14 protein-coding genes and 26 tRNA genes are annotated in these 15,879 nt (G+C 42.3%); 10 read left to right on the forward strand and 30 right to left on the reverse strand.

What is annotated here, in order from left to right; all coding sequences use genetic code 11:
• Nucleotides 1-14: 14 nt before the first annotated feature.
• Entirely contained in the window at nt 15-224 is a 210-nt protein-coding gene (locus WA1_RS50725) for a hypothetical protein (RefSeq protein WP_017740765.1), read from the forward strand.
• A 273-nt stretch (nt 225-497) separates the two neighbouring features.
• On the opposite strand, the gene WA1_RS50730 is transcribed toward WA1_RS50725, so the two are convergent.
• Nucleotides 498-1,772, reverse strand: coding sequence for a ParM/StbA family protein (locus WA1_RS50730; protein WP_017740766.1), 1,275 nt, complete (start codon nt 1,770-1,772; stop codon nt 498-500).
• 395 nt (nt 1,773-2,167) lie between these two features.
• Between WA1_RS50730 and WA1_RS50740 the strand changes: the two genes are divergently transcribed.
• Both WA1_RS50740 and WA1_RS50745 read left to right on the forward strand, forming a co-directional pair.
• Nucleotides 2,168-3,133 carry a ParM/StbA family protein gene (locus tag WA1_RS50740; protein WP_017740768.1) on the forward strand — a complete coding sequence of 322 codons (966 nt, stop codon included), beginning with the start codon at nt 2,168-2,170 and terminating at the stop codon, nt 3,131-3,133.
• Nucleotides 3,134-3,216: 83 nt separating this feature from the next.
• Nucleotides 3,217-3,519, forward strand: a complete 303-nt coding sequence (locus WA1_RS50745; RefSeq protein WP_017740769.1) for a hypothetical protein — start codon at nt 3,217-3,219, stop codon at nt 3,517-3,519.
• A gap of 83 nt (nt 3,520-3,602) precedes the next feature.
• On the opposite strand, the gene WA1_RS50750 is transcribed toward WA1_RS50745, so the two are convergent.
• The 28 genes from WA1_RS50750 to WA1_RS50870 all read right to left on the reverse strand — a co-directional run bounded on the left by WA1_RS50750 (nt 3,603) and on the right by WA1_RS50870 (nt 8,330).
• Nucleotides 3,603-4,145, reverse strand: a complete 543-nt coding sequence (locus WA1_RS50750) for a hypothetical protein (RefSeq protein WP_017740770.1) — start codon at nt 4,143-4,145, stop codon at nt 3,603-3,605.
• Between the two features lie 813 nt (nt 4,146-4,958).
• Nucleotides 4,959-5,032, reverse strand: a tRNA-Ala gene (locus WA1_RS50755).
• 3 nt (nt 5,033-5,035) lie between these two features.
• Nucleotides 5,036-5,110: transfer RNA gene (locus WA1_RS50760), tRNA-Arg, on the reverse strand.
• Nucleotides 5,111-5,116: 6 nt separating this feature from the next.
• A tRNA-Val gene (locus tag WA1_RS50765) sits at nt 5,117-5,192 on the reverse strand.
• A gap of 5 nt (nt 5,193-5,197) precedes the next feature.
• A tRNA-Gly gene (locus WA1_RS50770) sits at nt 5,198-5,268 on the reverse strand.
• 9 nt (nt 5,269-5,277) lie between these two features.
• Nucleotides 5,278-5,350 (reverse strand) — tRNA-OTHER (locus tag WA1_RS50775).
• A gap of 7 nt (nt 5,351-5,357) precedes the next feature.
• A tRNA-Met gene (locus tag WA1_RS50780) sits at nt 5,358-5,432 on the reverse strand.
• 3 nt (nt 5,433-5,435) lie between these two features.
• Nucleotides 5,436-5,509 (reverse strand) — tRNA-Leu (locus tag WA1_RS50785).
• 6 nt (nt 5,510-5,515) lie between these two features.
• Nucleotides 5,516-5,590, reverse strand: a tRNA-Lys gene (locus WA1_RS50790).
• A gap of 58 nt (nt 5,591-5,648) precedes the next feature.
• A tRNA-Lys gene (locus tag WA1_RS50795) sits at nt 5,649-5,721 on the reverse strand.
• A gap of 255 nt (nt 5,722-5,976) precedes the next feature.
• A tRNA-Leu gene (locus tag WA1_RS50800) sits at nt 5,977-6,051 on the reverse strand.
• Nucleotides 6,052-6,190: 139 nt separating this feature from the next.
• A tRNA-Pro gene (locus WA1_RS50805) sits at nt 6,191-6,267 on the reverse strand.
• A gap of 5 nt (nt 6,268-6,272) precedes the next feature.
• Nucleotides 6,273-6,373 (reverse strand) — tRNA-Leu (locus WA1_RS56405).
• A 6-nt stretch (nt 6,374-6,379) separates the two neighbouring features.
• Nucleotides 6,380-6,457, reverse strand: a tRNA-Leu gene (locus WA1_RS50810).
• Between the two features lie 5 nt (nt 6,458-6,462).
• Nucleotides 6,463-6,536, reverse strand: a tRNA-Gln gene (locus WA1_RS50815).
• A gap of 8 nt (nt 6,537-6,544) precedes the next feature.
• Nucleotides 6,545-6,620: transfer RNA gene (locus WA1_RS56410), tRNA-Gln, on the reverse strand.
• A 5-nt stretch (nt 6,621-6,625) separates the two neighbouring features.
• A tRNA-Asn gene (locus tag WA1_RS50820) sits at nt 6,626-6,700 on the reverse strand.
• Nucleotides 6,701-6,709: 9 nt separating this feature from the next.
• A tRNA-Phe gene (locus WA1_RS50825) sits at nt 6,710-6,782 on the reverse strand.
• 6 nt (nt 6,783-6,788) lie between these two features.
• A tRNA-Arg gene (locus WA1_RS50830) sits at nt 6,789-6,863 on the reverse strand.
• A gap of 6 nt (nt 6,864-6,869) precedes the next feature.
• A tRNA-Ser gene (locus WA1_RS50835) sits at nt 6,870-6,954 on the reverse strand.
• Nucleotides 6,955-6,958: 4 nt separating this feature from the next.
• Nucleotides 6,959-7,040, reverse strand: a tRNA-Tyr gene (locus WA1_RS56415).
• 6 nt (nt 7,041-7,046) lie between these two features.
• Nucleotides 7,047-7,121, reverse strand: a tRNA-Glu gene (locus WA1_RS50840).
• Nucleotides 7,122-7,126: 5 nt separating this feature from the next.
• A tRNA-Trp gene (locus tag WA1_RS50845) sits at nt 7,127-7,197 on the reverse strand.
• Between the two features lie 2 nt (nt 7,198-7,199).
• Nucleotides 7,200-7,275 (reverse strand) — tRNA-Ile (locus tag WA1_RS50850).
• Between the two features lie 5 nt (nt 7,276-7,280).
• Nucleotides 7,281-7,354 (reverse strand) — tRNA-Cys (locus WA1_RS50855).
• A 6-nt stretch (nt 7,355-7,360) separates the two neighbouring features.
• Nucleotides 7,361-7,434 (reverse strand) — tRNA-Arg (locus WA1_RS50860).
• 83 nt (nt 7,435-7,517) lie between these two features.
• Nucleotides 7,518-7,592 (reverse strand) — tRNA-Asp (locus WA1_RS50865).
• A gap of 201 nt (nt 7,593-7,793) precedes the next feature.
• Nucleotides 7,794-8,330 (reverse strand): HNH endonuclease, encoded by a 537-nt coding sequence (locus WA1_RS50870; protein WP_017740772.1) that lies wholly within the window; start codon nt 8,328-8,330, stop codon nt 7,794-7,796.
• Between the two features lie 160 nt (nt 8,331-8,490).
• Between WA1_RS50870 and WA1_RS57960 the strand changes: the two genes are divergently transcribed.
• The gene (locus tag WA1_RS57960; protein WP_272819490.1) at nt 8,491-8,640 is read left to right on the forward strand and encodes a hypothetical protein; all 150 of its coding nucleotides are present in this window, start codon (nt 8,491-8,493) and stop codon (nt 8,638-8,640) included.
• A gap of 470 nt (nt 8,641-9,110) precedes the next feature.
• Here the strand turns inward: WA1_RS57960 and WA1_RS56420 are convergent, their stop codons facing one another.
• Entirely contained in the window at nt 9,111-9,305 is a 195-nt protein-coding gene (locus tag WA1_RS56420) for a hypothetical protein (RefSeq protein ID WP_148663094.1), read from the reverse strand.
• Between the two features lie 739 nt (nt 9,306-10,044).
• On the opposite strand from WA1_RS56420, the gene WA1_RS50880 reads away from it, so the two are divergent.
• The 6 genes from WA1_RS50880 to WA1_RS50905 all read left to right on the forward strand — a co-directional run bounded on the left by WA1_RS50880 (nt 10,045) and on the right by WA1_RS50905 (nt 15,746).
• Nucleotides 10,045-10,401 carry a plasmid mobilization protein gene (locus tag WA1_RS50880; RefSeq protein ID WP_017740774.1) on the forward strand — a complete coding sequence of 119 codons (357 nt, stop codon included), beginning with the start codon at nt 10,045-10,047 and terminating at the stop codon, nt 10,399-10,401.
• A 59-nt stretch (nt 10,402-10,460) separates the two neighbouring features.
• Complete coding sequence (locus tag WA1_RS61185; protein WP_026134393.1) at nt 10,461-12,230, forward strand: relaxase/mobilization nuclease domain-containing protein; 1,770 nt, start codon at nt 10,461-10,463, stop codon at nt 12,228-12,230.
• A gap of 148 nt (nt 12,231-12,378) precedes the next feature.
• On the forward strand, nt 12,379-13,320 hold the full coding sequence (locus WA1_RS50890) for a tetratricopeptide repeat protein (RefSeq protein ID WP_017740777.1): 942 nt from the start codon (nt 12,379-12,381) through the stop codon (nt 13,318-13,320).
• A 124-nt stretch (nt 13,321-13,444) separates the two neighbouring features.
• Nucleotides 13,445-13,708, forward strand: a complete 264-nt coding sequence (locus WA1_RS50895) for a hypothetical protein (protein ID WP_017740778.1) — start codon at nt 13,445-13,447, stop codon at nt 13,706-13,708.
• 8 nt (nt 13,709-13,716) lie between these two features.
• Nucleotides 13,717-14,940 (forward strand): tetrahydrofolate dehydrogenase/cyclohydrolase catalytic domain-containing protein, encoded by a 1,224-nt coding sequence (locus tag WA1_RS50900; RefSeq protein ID WP_017740779.1) that lies wholly within the window; start codon nt 13,717-13,719, stop codon nt 14,938-14,940.
• On the forward strand, nt 14,937-15,746 hold the full coding sequence (locus WA1_RS50905; protein WP_017740780.1) for a glycosyltransferase family 2 protein: 810 nt from the start codon (nt 14,937-14,939) through the stop codon (nt 15,744-15,746). The genes WA1_RS50900 and WA1_RS50905 overlap by 4 nt, the downstream gene beginning before the upstream one ends.
• The last annotated feature ends 133 nt before the right edge of the window (nt 15,747-15,879 follow it).

The raw sequence follows: 15,879 nt of genomic DNA on the forward strand, positions 1-15,879 counted from the left end.
AGGAAATATAAACTATGATTTACAAAATTTTCGGTATCGCTACATTAGTTGTTATCAACGGTACAGTTATTGGCTTTTCCTCTGAAGTTGGGCAATGCGGTGTAGTAAGAAGCGACGGTTCTATCTGCCAAAAACTCTCAGGCGGTCAAAGCGATTGCGAAGCTTTGGGAGGTACGTGGGACTCTAAGAAAAACTGCTGCAAAATCAATAATGTCGGTGGTTAGTTAATAGAAAATGGTTGCATACGCAGCCGTTTTCTTTTTTTAATAAGAAAGAACTCGTGACGTCAGTCGCCAGAATTCAGTTGAAGTTAAGCAACTGGATGATGAGTAATGGGTGAAGTCTCCACCATGCATCGTAGATTTGGTGGTCAACGATTGGTTGCGGGTCTAAATTCCCAACCAATCGATTCTGATTTCTGACTCCTTCTTCAAATTAACAATCTAGGAGAAGATAATCAGCGCTACGGTTGCGCTGATTAATTTTTGGCTCTCAAATTATACTTTCTCGTTGACAGCTATAAATTGGGGGGGAGGACTGGGAAACTCAAAACCGTACTGTTGTTTCGTTCCCCCAGACAAACTAGCTGTAGTTGATTGAGTTTGAATTGCTTTAGTAGCTAATAATGAGTTGGAACGTTCGTAACCAGTTAGCTTATCAAACTGAACAATCATATGCTGGTACAGCGCGTAGACATCAGCCATTCGATTACCCATACCAGTAGAGATTTCATCAGGTATATAGATATCAGCGTGCCAAGATACTTTCATCCCTTCTTCTCGGAAGTAACTGTCTATCTCTGAACGAATATAATCGGCAGTTCCACCGCAAAAGACTAGTTCTTCAATATCCTCATCCATTTTTGAGCGCAACCACCTCACAATCGCACGCCAATACTCATCTCTAGCAAGCAATAAAGCCTTGGACATCAACTCGCCATCAAGTTGAATCTCCTCGCGTTTACGCTTGCGTGAGAGTTTTTGAAGCACTAGGCGATCGCCTCCAGTAGGACTTTGCCCATCGCAACTCGCCCCAGCTTCTACCAACACTTCGACAATATTAGGACTATCAGGGCTTAATCCCGATACCTTAGAAGTGAAATTGTTTACCAGCCAAGACATCCCAAAATTACTGGTTATTCCCGTACTTGGAACGCCACCTCGAACAGTAAAAATACTCGCGTTGCGATAACCAAGCATTACGTACATTGAAGTAGGCATATTCTCGCCTAGCACCTTTTTGCGGTAAAGAAATATTCCACTCCCTTCAGAAGCTACATCACAACGCAGCATTTTCACTCGCATTTTACCTGCTGGCGTATCAAACCCCCGAAACGCATTTTTCAAACGAACTTGTAATTGTTCGGAGTCTTGCACCTCCCCAGGCGGTAGCAGGATGCTCAAGTAAACTGCAACATCGTTACTTAGGCTCAGTTTTTCCTTCGCCAGCCAGATTGCACCACATATCTTGGGGACTGCTAGCTCGTATTTAAGTTCTTTGAGTTGCGATATACCCCCAAACCGATGGCGGGCGAGTTCTCCTAAAGCATAATACTCACCGCTTATTCCTACCCAAGCACGAGAAGAGGGGTTACCTTCTGGTTCAACACTTTCAATCGAAGCCCTAGAGACATCCGCTACTTCTGAGTCAAAAAGTAAGACCACAGGATTCCCTTCAGGATACTCCTGCGCGATCGCCTTGGTTTTACTTCCACCCATATCTATCGTGATGACTATCTTGTTTAAATCTGGTTTCTCCTTAGTCTTGGACATACATGAAGGTTTAAATAAATCTCTACTCTTGCTTACAATTTAACTGTTGCCAGTATTATCTTGGTAGAGGAAAAAGCCTTCTTTACAACACTATTACTTTGTTTTCGAGAAAATTTTACAATTGTATAACAATAATATTCTTTGTCAGCACCAACAATAGTTTCATCGCTCATGGGGTACAAGTGGGGGCTAAGCGTATCCCATGGCTTTTTTCTCGAATTTAACCCCTGTATGGGGTATGTATGTGCTATGCTTGGGGTATATTGGATTCGTTGAGCTGTTGTATCCCACTTAGCCCCCATGAAGAAATAATTTGCGATCGCTTATCCAACCCTGTATCTAGAGTACACCGCTTTGACCCAGTATGGGATTTTAAAAAACTTTTGCCAAATAACATGAAGAACATTCACGCGAATCAAAAGATTTTTTGTGCGGGTTTCGACAATGGCTATGGCAGCGTCAAACTGTTGGTCGATGGTTTTGATGTCGTGCGGATTCCCAGCTACATCTCACGAGAAGACATGGAAGATGTACCCGGTCGAGTTGTTTATAACGGCAACGCTTACACTGTTGGGGAGTCAGCTTTCCGCACCGGGTACTACTTCGAGCGGAACACTGATAGCAACGTTAACAAAGTTAACAACGCCCTCATCACTTTATTGGGTGCGTTGGCTCATCTACCACATCGTAAGACTTGGCACTTAAAGCTGGTGGTCAGCTTGCATGATACTGCTTTGACAAAAGAGTTGTGTCAAATACTCAATGGTGAATATCAACCAATGCTCGCTGGTAAACTCTCTGATGTCAGAGTAGAGGTTCTCAAAGTCGTACCTGAAGGTATGGGCGCTCTGTTCGGTAGAAAACTCCCCAAAAGGTTAACTGTCGTAGATTTTGGGAATGGTACAACGCTTTATTCTCGTTACTTTCAGGGGAAAAGGGAAGTTCATACTCCCTATGCGGCGGGTGTGGAAGTTCTCATTGGTGAGATTGCTAAGAAGATGAAACCTCTCAACGGTGGGAAGCTTGGTGATTTATCGAAAATTCGCTTTTGTCTTGAAATGGGACATACCAAGTACAGCCGCGATATCGACATCAAAGATGTATACACCACTTGTCTTAAAGAGTGGTACGAAAGCTATTTGAAAAAACCAGTCAATCTTGCTCTTGAGGCAAAACACCAAGGTGATGACATTTGGGCGATTGGCGGCGGTTGCTTACTTCCTGGATTTAAAAAACTGCTTACACAGAATGGGTTTGAAATTCTTGACAACCCAGTAGAGGCTAATTCTTATGGTCTATTGCAAATGGCTAAAACCATTGGAGCTTCTTCCTCTGCAAGCGCATCTGCTGAAGGTGTGTAAGTTTTTCGTGGAGGTAACACCAAATAACTAATGACTTTTGACAGTTTAAACTAGTTAACTTTATTTGTGCCAACTGACTTAAAATGGTTTCTCAGCAAGACAAAACCCCAGAAAAAGTCCGAATCAAAGACAGCTACCGCGATCGCATCAATGCTGAATCGCAACGATTGGGTAAAAGTTACCTTGAAACGCTTTACTTTATTGTTGATTGCTACTTTGCGTTTAAGCAGGGTGTATTACCAGTACAGTCTGTAGCCGTTAACCCCCAATCAACCCCCACAGAACAAAATCTAGCTGCTGTTGATGAGTCAAGTCATACCCCACATGACCCCCAAGTTGAGTTGGAAGATAATGAGGAGACTTTTACGCTGGATTGGGAATTGTGAATGACTATAGATCGCCAAATTATTGAGTGATGAAGCTTCAATACTAATGTTACAGCAATAAGGAAGATTTAGACGAAGTTTTCTCATTCTAAACGAAACCCCGCATCAACTTCTATCTCTGCCTTGGCAATTGGGTCATCCTCGTCATCATCAAAAAAACCGTCATCATCGTCTAAATCTTCCTCTTCCTCCAATTCTACTGACACTGACACTTCATTTGCTGTAGGTAATTCAACAGAATCTGATTCATTTGACCCAAAAAAAGACTCTTTTGGAGGAACCAAGTTAGCAGTTGCGAGAGATGCACTTATTGAAGGAACTCCATTATAAGGCTGAACTAGCACTACCTGGGCAAGCCCTTCCATTCCAAATGCCCGTTTTAGCTTAACTATCTCAGCTTCTAAATCCGCGATCGCATCCAAAACACACGAGCGTAGTTCTTCTTGAGGCACACCAACCTTACGTAAGTAATAGGGTTTATGCCGTAGCATAATCGCTGCCATTGCCAAGTCACTCCCTCCCTCTTCACTCTCCTTAAGATACTCCAGCACCTTACCCTCAAGTGTTGACTTTTTTCTGATCACCGTCAGCATCACTGATTCAGCTAAATCTTTCTTTCTTGGCATAAATCAAGGGGCAAAAAACGAGGGATTCTCAGCAAATTAAATGTAATTTAACATACTATAACCTACTGATTGGAGTTATACCATACTCAACTCTTACCCAACTCCTACTCAGTTATGACTCTACTCTCCCAAAATTAGATATTTATAATTCAATATATATTTTGAATTTATCTTTTAATTGAAATATCATTTAACAACAGAAGAATAAGGTAAGAGTTAACTCTTACTAAACTCGGAGTAACCTCCTACCCAACTCTTCCAAATCCCTGCTTGTTTGGAAATCTTGAGTTTGTCTCGAAACCCTATCTGTAACTGACTTTGAGCCATTCGCCGTCTATGACCAAGAGCTCCTTGCGCTCAGGTGTAGCCTCGTCTGGTAACAAGGTATGTCTAATAGGGTCATTTTTACATTCCCTAATTTCTCAAAAACTGTAGTTTATTGAGAATAGCTTTGTCGCTACACGTCTTTTTTTGTAACATAAAGATTGGCAATTGTCGTATCAAAGCGATCGCAAACAACGTCTTTGATAATCACAACACAAGAACAGATGAAACATAAGGTTGTCAGACAGCACACTTACCTACACTACTAGTAACGAGCTACTAGTAATACTCTTATAATTGTGGTAAGAGTGCAAAAACGGAAGCTAAGAGAATTGAACTCTTGACGGTGTAACCCGCAGCCGCAATCATCGGCGGTTTCCTCGTCCATGCCGGACAGCTTCCATTCAGGGGTGTCTGAGGAGACTTGAACTCCCTAATGACTGGTTCCACAAACCAGCGTCTCGACCACTTTGACTTCAAACACCATCATGGAATCAAGGAGATTTGAACTCCTAACTTTCCGCTTGCAAGGCGGACGCTCTAGCCAGTTGAGCTATGATCCCATTTGGCAGGAGTGAAGGGACTTGAACCCCTACAAATCGATTTAGAAGATCGATGCCCATCCGTTAGGCGACACTCCCACAGATTGGTAGCCCCGGCAGGGTTTGAACCCGCGACTTCCTCTTTGTAAGAAAGGCACTCTCCCAACTGAGTTACAGGGCTATGAGAGCGGACGACGAGAGTTGAACTCGCATCTGAAGTTTGGCATACTCCAGTGTTGCCTTTACACCACATCCGCATTTAATTAAGCTGGTGACAGGAGTTGAACCCGTAACCCATCGCGAACATCGGCGATTGCTCTGCCATTGAGCCACACCAGCATTTGGTAGCGGAGGTAGGAGTCGAACCCACTGAACTTCGGCTTATGAGACCGTTGAGCCTTAACCGTTGCTCTATCTCCGCAAGTACCCCTGACAGGAGTCGAACCTGCAACAAACCCGGTTTAAGCGGGCTACGTCTTCCAATTGCATCACAGGGGCAAAATTTGGTGGGCGCTACAGGAGTTGAACCTGTGTCAGCCTGATTAAGAGTCAGGAGCATAACCGTTCTGCCAAACGCCCGTATTTAGTGGGTTGCCCAGGGGTTGAACCTGGATAAATCCGCTTAATCCTAAATTTATGGGGTATACAGGAGTCGAACCTGTCTAAGTCGGATTAAAAGTCCGATGCACTCGCCGATATGCCAATACCCCATACACAAGACAGCTGCATATCCGCTCTGCCAACGACCCGAAAATGGTCTGAGTGAGAGAGATTGTAGGCGTTAGCAAAGCGGTAACAAAGCTTTTGAGCAACAGCCTTCCCGCAAATACCTCTTTGTTCGAAGACCAAGCGCATTTCCACCTGCGTCTCACCTAGATAATTTGGTACACCGGGCAGGACTTGAACCTGCTAGTAACATGCTTATCGGGCGTGCGCGTAGACCACTTCCGCCAAGGAGTGCTTAATACTCCCGACAGGATTTGAACCTGCAAAAATTCCGTCCCTCAAACGGAAGCGTTTACCGATTTCGCCACGGGAGCACAATGCCCTCAGTGGGAGTTATTCGCGAAGCGTCTCCGTTCGCGAAGCGTCTCCGTAAGGACATAGGACATAGGAGATACCCACAAAAAAACCGCATTCTGACCACGGTATGTCTTCCAATTGCATTACAAGGGCAAATGGTCGGGATGACAGGATTTGAACCTGCGACCTTCAGCTCCCAAAGCTGCCGCGCTACCAAGTTGCGCCACATCCCGATGATTGGTACTGCTGGTGGGAGTCGTTCGCGAAGCGTCTCCGGAGGAGATACCCACAATCTCTGGTTTCTAAGACCAGCACCTCTTCCAATTGGGCTACAGCAGCATAATTTGGTACTCCCGGTGGGATTTGAACCCACACATAGACTGTTTTTGAGACAGCCGCCTCTTCCAGTTGGGCTACAGGAGCACAAGCTGGGAAGGAAGGATTTGAACCTTCAAACTTCGCATTCAAAGTGCGACGGCTTTGCCTGTTTGCCTACTTCCCATTGAAAATTGGATGCAGGAGTTGGGGTCGAACCAACCTCTCCTTGATTCAGAGTCAAAGCGACTTGCCAATCGTCCATCCTGCAATAAATGGCTGCCCTAGTAGGACTTGAACCTACAACCTCGCGGTTAACAGCCGCTTGCTCTGCCATTGAGCTATAGGGCAATGTGCCAGTCCCCCAGATCCGGATTGAACGGATGACCTCCTGTTCTTCAAACAAGCACTCTACCAACTGAGTTACCGGGGGATAAGGCGAGAACGGAGAGACTTGAACTCTCAATCTTCGGTTTCGTAGACCGACGTGTTCATCCAGTTACACCACGTTCTCATAAGGCGGAGAGAGAGGGATTTGAACCCACAATGGACTTGCATCCACGACTGTTTAGCAAACAGCTTGCTCTGCCAATAGCAATCTCTCCGTAATGGGTCGGGCTAGAATTGAACTAGCAATGCAATCGCGGCGGTTTTACAGACCGTTGCCTACACCAAGCTTGCGAGCCAACCCATGAGGCAGTGCCGACGGGAGTTGAACCCGCTTTCCATCGACTTGAAAGATCGACGGCTTTACCAATTTGCCTACGGCACCATTAACGCACAGACTTGGATTTGAACCTTGACCAAAGGTTTTGGAGACCTTAATGCTCCCGTTACACCATCTGTGCATTGGTCGCAGCGGCGGGAGTTGAACCCGCATTGACCAAGTTATGAGCTTGGGGCTTTAGCGATTAAACTACGCTGCAATGTCTGGAGTCCAGGGCGAGAATTGAACTCGCACAGTCGGTTTTGCAGACCAACGCCCTACCGTTAGGCGACCTGGACACACTACGAAGACGACAGGAATCGAACCTGTGACCACTTGCTTCGGAAACAAGCGCTCTTTCCGACTGAGCTACATCCTCATTTGGAAGCAAGGACGGGAATTGCACCCGCAACTCCCGTGCTTGAGAGGCACAACGACTTGTTATTCGTCCACAAGGCTACACGGGAATGACGAGATTTGAACTCGCGACTTCCTGTTCGACAGACAGGCACTCTTGACCAACTGAGCTACATCCCCAAATGTGGCAATTATTAACTTTTCAAGGTTCAGAAGTGTTAACACCATGCCTTTTGAAGAGGCTCGTGTGGTTTACTACGTTTATACTACACAATGTATTATAAAATTGTCAAGGGTGTACTACAAAGTTTTTTTGAGAAGTGAGAGGGCGCTTAGTGATTTAATAGCTGTATTACTCTCCCTGACTAGGGTTGAAATAAATTACTCGTTCTCAGCTAGGCGTTGTGTGCTCCAGAACTGTTCGGCAAATGCAACTGCTGGGTGAATTGGTGCTTTGGGTTTAGTTTTCAGTACCATTCCAACTTCATGAGGTAAGCAATTGCCCTTGGTTAAGTTGCACTTCTCACACGCAATTACCACGTTATCCCAACTGTGCTGTCCACCCTTGGAGCGGGGAATTACGTGGTCGAGCGTTAGATGTTTGATACTACCGCAGTACTGGCAGGTGTGGTTGTCTCGCTTCAACACTTCACGACGGTTTACAGGAGGGACTTTCCAGTGCCGTTCTGGATTGCCAACCGTTAGACGAATGTGTTCAGGCACTTGTAGTACGATACTGGGAGAGCGAACTTGCCAGAGCTTGGTGCTGCTAAAATCTAACGATTCTGCTTGACCTGTGACTAACAGCACGATTGCTCGTTTAATATTAATGCGTGCAAGTGGCAAGTAGTTCTTGGAGAACACTACAACTGAATTTTGTAGTATTTGTGATTGCTGACTTGGTGGTTGAGCTTCCATAAGTTGATTTACTCCTCAAAAAATAACCCCCGCCTCTGGTGAACAAAAGCGGGGGTCAGGTAATTGATACTTTTTGCCCTATATGGGTGCTAGAAAACATTTGCACCTCCCGCTCTGGATAAGTCGTTCTGGATTCAACCAACAGGCTAATGCTCCAAAAATGCCAGAACCTGCAGATTTACCGCCTAATAACCGATACGTTCCCTCAAACGCAAATAGCACGAAAGCATCTATCCAACCCCAATCGGGTCGGCAATGTATCGCGCATTTGTTAGTTGAGGATAATCGACTTATCATCGAAGGTTTGTAGTATTTGTAATAAAGACTTCTCTATACTATGTTACATAGTCATACTACATTTGTCTACTTTTTCAAAAGTTCTTTTTAGTCGCGACCATTTGGTAAAACATTTCCGACTTATGAATCTCGACTCCACAAAGGTCTGCTCAGATTGCAGGAGAGCTTTATCAAAAAGCTAGCTGTTTTAAAATTCTGCATCTCACGTGCGATTATTCCTACATCTGGTAGTTGGGATAAACCATAAACCGCTCTGGTTCGTGCTCCAAAGCGGTCTGTTTCGTATAGGTGTTTCTTCTATAAAGTGGATTTGAGTCAAAAACCTCCTCAATTGGACTCGCTCAATACCAGAATCGCTCTGTTACATTGGTTCAAGAATCGAGTTGCACTCAGTTCCAATAATTATTGTGCATCATGCCAAACCTCATGACCATGTGGGGGACTCTACATTCGGAGTAGGGGTTTTGCGATATTTTGATTGACTCAAGGTCGATGCGCTTCGGTTGCTGCTCTGCGTTCGCCCCTTGGGCGGTTCCCTCTGGGAGCATCGCCTTGGAATCTGGTTGGTAAATTCGCCCTTGAAGCGATCGCTTTCCCATAGATGGTAGATGAGCACGTATTTACGGTCATGTAAATGGTTAACATGACATTAGCAATGACACTAACCTCAGTTTGCATTATAGATGAAAGATTCTCAGTACAAAAAAGTCATCTCTAATACTGAAATCTACTGATGAGAATTACATCCTACTCAACTCTTACTCAAGTCCTACTCAGTTCTTACCCCACTTCCAAAAAACCGCAAATTGTCAACTGAAAATAAATTTTAATTACCTATTTTAATTTAAATAAAACCCAATTATAAAAGAGTAAGGTACGAGTAAACTCCAACTCAAAACAGAAGTTAATCTCACTCTATTCTTCACTCTACCTTTGAGAGCATCAAACTTGACAAAATCCACATAACCCTCTCACTGTCTAGATTTGCACGCTGTCTCACTAATTTTTGGTGTATTTTCCTGTACTGTAGTCTCTTCATTAGACAAGGTATGTTCAATAGGGTTACTCTAGCTTTCCATTATTATCAATAATCTAGATTAATTGACAATCATCTGGGTCGTATTTGTCTTATGTTGTAATACAAAATTGTGTTATACCTACAACTCTGGTGAATTTTCTACGTAGGTTACATTTACAGACACAATTTTTCCATTCAAAAGCTTTGTAATAGAGAGATCGCAACAGGTACAGTATTTTTACTAGTTACATATTACTATCGTAGAAGCTATACCACGAATAGCGGCAATATTGTCCACAACTGGGAGTGCGAGTAGTGTTAAATTTCTCGGTAGTCGTGCAAGTTCTCCAGTTTAGTGCAGTAGCGATCTGCTTCCAAGAGTCCCACCAAAAATAAGGTATGGCAGATAATCCCACCAAACGAACCAAGTCTATCAAGGTGTACGTTTTTGATGACGAGAAAATCGCTATTGAGAATAAAGCCACTGCTACGGGGGTAACCGCATCTGAGTACCTACGCTCATGTGGCTTGAGACGAGTCTTGACAACCAAACCATCTGCTGATTTGATAACCATACGTGCTACTGTAGGAACTCTCAAAAGCGAACTGATGATGCTTAAGCACTTGGCAGTCGAGACAAATAACCAGCAAATTATTAACCAAGTGGAAATTGCGATCGCACTCGCGGATAAGACCATTGCAGCTGCCTTTAACTTGGACACCCCAAACACATCTCCCTCAACCCAAGATAAGTAAGGTGAAACGCCTTTCCCTATCTCCTGCTACTTTAGTCCCCTACTCCCTAGTTCTTCAATTTGATTCCCGTTATCTATAAAAAACCCGACTTTCTCGACACCCTCAAGTATGTTTTGGGGAAAGATAGTGCTGCAATTGTTGATACCAACATGATGGGAACAAGTCCACACCAATTTAACGAACAGTTTCTCAGTACCAAATACACCAACAAAGCAGTCAAACGACAATGCGCTCACCTCATCATCTCGATCGCACACCGCCCCGATTATCACGAGCATTTATCTGATAGTCAGTACAGCTACGTAGCCAAGGAATACCTTAAAGATATGGGGTATTTGCCCAAGGATGAGTCACTCCATGCAACCAGTCAATACGTTGCAGTTAGACATAGCGATCGCAATCACGAACACCTGCACATAATAGCTTCACGTATTCGGTTAGATGGTAAATTAGTTAATGATTCCTACGACTATTTCAACTCCCAGGTGTCAACTAGACGAATTGCGGCTCAATTGGGGTTGGAAGTTACACCAACGACGAATGAAGCCGTCGCCTTGAGGTTAGAACAAGAGTACAAAATTACTACACCTACAAGTCCCAACCGCTCAAAAAGTATTAAAGCAGTCAACAGCAAGCACAAAACCCCAACGAGTAAGGAGATGATTCGGGAAGCAATAGGGGAAGCTATTAAAGATAGCCCCACCGTCTCTACTTTTATCCAACGGCTGGAGGAAAACAATATCGCAGTATTACCCAAGATGAGCGGAGATGAACTACTCGGCTTTACCTACATTCACAATCAGGTCAAAATTGCTGGTTATCAAGTATACAAACCTTACAGTTGGAATAAACTGCAATCTGAATATGGAGTCACATACGCTCGCGAGAGAGATAAGCAAGCCATTCAACAAGCCAAAATCAAAGCAATTAACTGCATAAACAACACAGCTTCAAGTTATGCAGAACACTCCTATAGCAATAAACCTACTAACGGCAGTACAAGCGATAGCAATGGTGATGCTGACAGCAATATCAATCTCGTTGATAGTACAAATATACCTAGTAATTTCCTTGAAAAGGGTTTAACAACACCAACATTGGAAAAAGAGTTGGCTACAGCAAAAACCCCAGTAAAGAAGAAAGTACAACCCGAACAGCTGAACGAAAAACAGCCCTCTACCGAACTGTCATCATCGCTCAGTCAAAATACTCATTTAGCAGTGGACACTGAGGTTAAGGAAGAACTGCCACAACCATTGGAAGAATTGGAAAAGCCAATTCAAGTGGAAATAGCTGAGGTTGAGGAAAAAGTATCACACTCCAAGGGAAAATCAAGAGCAGAAAAGAAGTTGAGTACAGATAATGGCACAATTTCTCCAACGGAGGAGCAACCATCACTCATCAATGACTCCCTTACCCCTAACAACGCCAGTCGGCTCGTCTCAAGCGATACGCCTGAAGGCGTCCGCGCTCCGCGCAATCGCGATGCAGAAGTACCCTCTGTGGCAAATCCGCTCACACCTGTGGCTCCCCTACAAAGCAATATCAAAGATTTGGCTACTGTTATAACTAACTATATGCTTGTTACCAATAGTTACCGTATTAATGGACGAGAGTTGAGCGCAAGCTTGGACGGAAATGTCCTAACTGTTTGCCGTCATGGAGATGATATTCCTGTGATGCAAACCCGCTATCATAATGGTAAGTGGCATGAAGAGATACCAACCCAACTAACAACAAACGAAATCGAGCAGATTGAAAGCTTGCGTGTCTTTACCCAACAAGCGCTAATAAATAGATCGCGGATTAATTGGGGAATTGAGAAGTAAAACTCTCTTAAATTAAAGATTATAAATCATCTAGTTTTATTTATTTATAAGAAATAGAAACATATTCTGTAATTAAAATATTTTGAGTGAAATCTCTTTACTAACCATTCTTTTCTTTCTTATACTCAGAATTTTACTGGAGGTTTAAATGAGTAATTTACGTTTAGAAAAACAAGCAGACGGGGATTGGCACTTTGAGTTACCGTCTTCAGTTACAGAATTTAATGACAGCTTAGATTCGATATCCGATGCTTGGTTTTATAGTAATTTAGAGCCGAATAATATCATCAATATTTTAACAAATATCATTAAGATTTGCCCAGATAATATTGATGCATATTGTTTGCTAGGGCAAGTTTACGAAGAATGTGGTTGTGAAGATTTGGCATTTCGGACGTGGGAAGTCGGGATTCAAAGACTTTTGAGAATTTTTCCGAAAAAGTTTGATTTTAGAAAAGATAAGATAAATTACTATGATTTAAACAATCGACCCTTTTTTAGACTATACCATGCCTGGGGCTTAGTACATTTAAAAGCAGCTAAAGATAAGGAACTAATTTTTTTGAGCATCCAGAATCTAGAGATTGCCTCAGAAATTTTTCTAAATCTGATTAGCATCCACTATAACGATAATATTGGTGCTAGAGATTTGTTGATAGAATGTTATTTAAAATTGGGAAGATATGAAGATGTTTTGTCAGTTTGCAAGCTTTATCAAAATGAGTTTGAGGAAGAAGCCATTTTTCATGACAACGAAACCACCGATCCTAGTATTCTATATGGCAGGGTTCTCGCTGGCATTCGGTTAAATAGAAGTGATGTGGTTCAAGAGTGGCTAAAAGTTGCAATAGAGCGCAGACCACTTGTAGCCGAAATACTCGTGTTGAAAAGCCCAAGTCAACCAGAAAATTATAATCCTAATATTCTGACTTCTGGTGGTGCAGATGAGGCTTACAATTATTGGTGCGATCACCATGACGTTTGGTTTGAGTGCGACGCTGCAATGGCATTATTGAGAAAAAAGACGACTCGAAAACTGATTGAAGAAGCAAAGCGTAGATGTAGCTCATCTTGGGAAGCTCAAATTTAAAAACAGAAAGTCACCAACTTTATTCAATATTCAGCTACCTTGATGAGAAAAATGTCACCACATCTATTGACATATGAAATAATAGTAAATAAACCAAGCACACTATAAAAAGGAGAATAGATATATGCCTCATTACGTTTGTGATTTTATCGATGATAGTAATTGGCAGAAAACAAAAGAAGAAGTAAAAACTAGAACTTTTGATACTGAAGAAGAAGCAAAAGAATGGTTTAAAGCTCATTTTGCCGGAAAAAATTTAGAGTTTACAGGGTTTCATAGAACTGAACGATATGCGACCAGTTGGGTTGATTGTGATGGTAAGAGTATAGGCGAAATTACCAGACGACCCTCTGAGGGAGAAAAATACTTTACAAATCATAAATCATAATAATTACCATGATAATTGATGGCAATATAATTAAAGAACACGTTAAGAACCAATGCAAAAACTACCAAGAACAATTACTAGGTAAAGAAATTACCATCATTAGATTTAATCCCCCACCTAATTTAAGAAATTCTGAAAATTTAAGTGAAAGGCAAAAAAGCCTAAAAGGAAAATACGAAGCAGCTTTAGTATCAGAAAATCAAAAAGTAGCGACCTTTGAATCTTTTGGAGTGAAAGTCAATCGGGAAACACTATCGCCAGAAGATACCACTGTAGAACAATTTCAAAATATTCTCCGAAATCTAAACGATAACGAGAATGTAAAAGCAGCTATAGTTCAGTTTCCAATTCCATCAGAATTTGAAGACTCTCTTGAAATTTTATCTCCAGAAAAAGATATAGATATAGTACGAGAAGAACCTAACGGTTTATTCTCAGCACCAGCTACATCTGAAGGTGTAGCCAGAATAGTTGAGTCTTTTGCACAACCAGATTCAAATGTTGCAGTCATTGGTGGTGGAGGGTTTATCGGTAATGGAGTTGTTAATTATTTAAGAGAAAAGAATATCAACTGCTTTATACTGGAAGATGGTGATGATTTAACCAGAACAAGAGCTGCTGATATCGTCGTAACTGTAACAGGAGTACCTGGACTAGCCACTCCATATATTCTTCCCGAACACAGGTTAGTTGTAGATAGCGGGTTCACTCCAGGAGAAACTAAACAAGACTTTCCTAGAGGTGATGTTGACAAGAGCGCCTACAACATTCCCCAAAACATCACTCCTGTCCCTGGTGGCATTGGTCCTACCGAAATGGCTATTCTTGCCGAACGCTTTATTAAAATGGAATTAGGGATTGAACTTCCTGAATGGAATTACCAACAGTTAGTACAAGAACAGTTGGAAAGAGCGCAAATAATTACACCTCTCGCTAAGGCTATACTTGCTACTACAAATAGTAACGATATTTCTAGATCACCAGCAGAAAATTTGGAATTGTTTGTATTGGAACTCGGCGATTATAAGTTGACTCTCGACACTGAGAAAAATATCTTCATGGTATCTCGCTTGCAAGAAAAGACTCTTTTAATTCAAGAAAATCTGACTGCCAATCAAATTGAAATTAATCGCGGGTTAATCCAACAGGATGTCATCAACATACAGCAGCTGCACGCTCAACACCGAATAGATATCCAGCAAAACAACCAGTCAAGAGGTCTTGAACAATGAAACTATCTATCATTACCGCTACGTACAATCGACCAGAACAACTGAATGCGATCGCACTGCCCAGTCTGCTCGACCAAACAGACTACAACTTCGAGTGGGTTGTTGTCAACGACGGTGGAAATCCCGAAATTAGAGAGATTGTCAGCCATCTCAAAACCAACTTCTCACTAAAGTATGTGGAAATTAAACATTCATCCACTGGGTTTGGGCTATGCCACGCACGCAACGCTGGTCTTGAGGCAGCGACAGGGGAATTAATTTCTTATCTAGACGATGATAATAACCTCACACCAAAGTTTATCGCTACTACAAGCGAGTTTTTCCGACAGTACCCTACAGTTAAATACTGTATGACAGCACAACAGCGTCGTCGAGATGTCACCAAAGATGGGAAAATTATTCGCCAGGGCAAAACTTTTCTTTCTCCGAGTCATGCTGAGTGTTCTTTAGCAGAATTAATCTCTCAAAAGGAAATATTCGATAGTAATGGGTTTACCCACTATTGGAAAAATGCACCTAAATGGAATTCCAACTACAGAGTATTTGCAGATTATGAATATTTACTCCAATGTATAAACGTTTGGGGAAGACAGGGCTTCCAAATAAACTCTATACCTTTAGTCAATTACATCCAGTCAAGTGAGGGGATTATCGGGAGTTCATCCTACCAAGAATGGGCAGAAGAATTAAGCAGGTTAATTGAAAACACAAATTTATCACTCATACCAAACGAAGTGGAAAAATTACACCAACTAGTTAGCGTTTATCAAGAAAAATGTGATTCTCAATTACCAGCATTTATCTAATGCTAAAGATCCCAATTAGATAGAAATGTTTTGGGTTCGTCAAAAATCAAAATATTCCGCATAATTCGTGGATTTTAAATCAAAAGATAAATGCTATGATGAGGCGAAATTAGAACTACTGACAGAAGAAATT

Source organism: Scytonema hofmannii PCC 7110 (genome assembly GCF_000346485.2).
In the GTDB taxonomy this organism is placed as follows: Bacteria; Cyanobacteriota; Cyanobacteriia; order Cyanobacteriales; family Nostocaceae; genus Scytonema; species Scytonema hofmannii.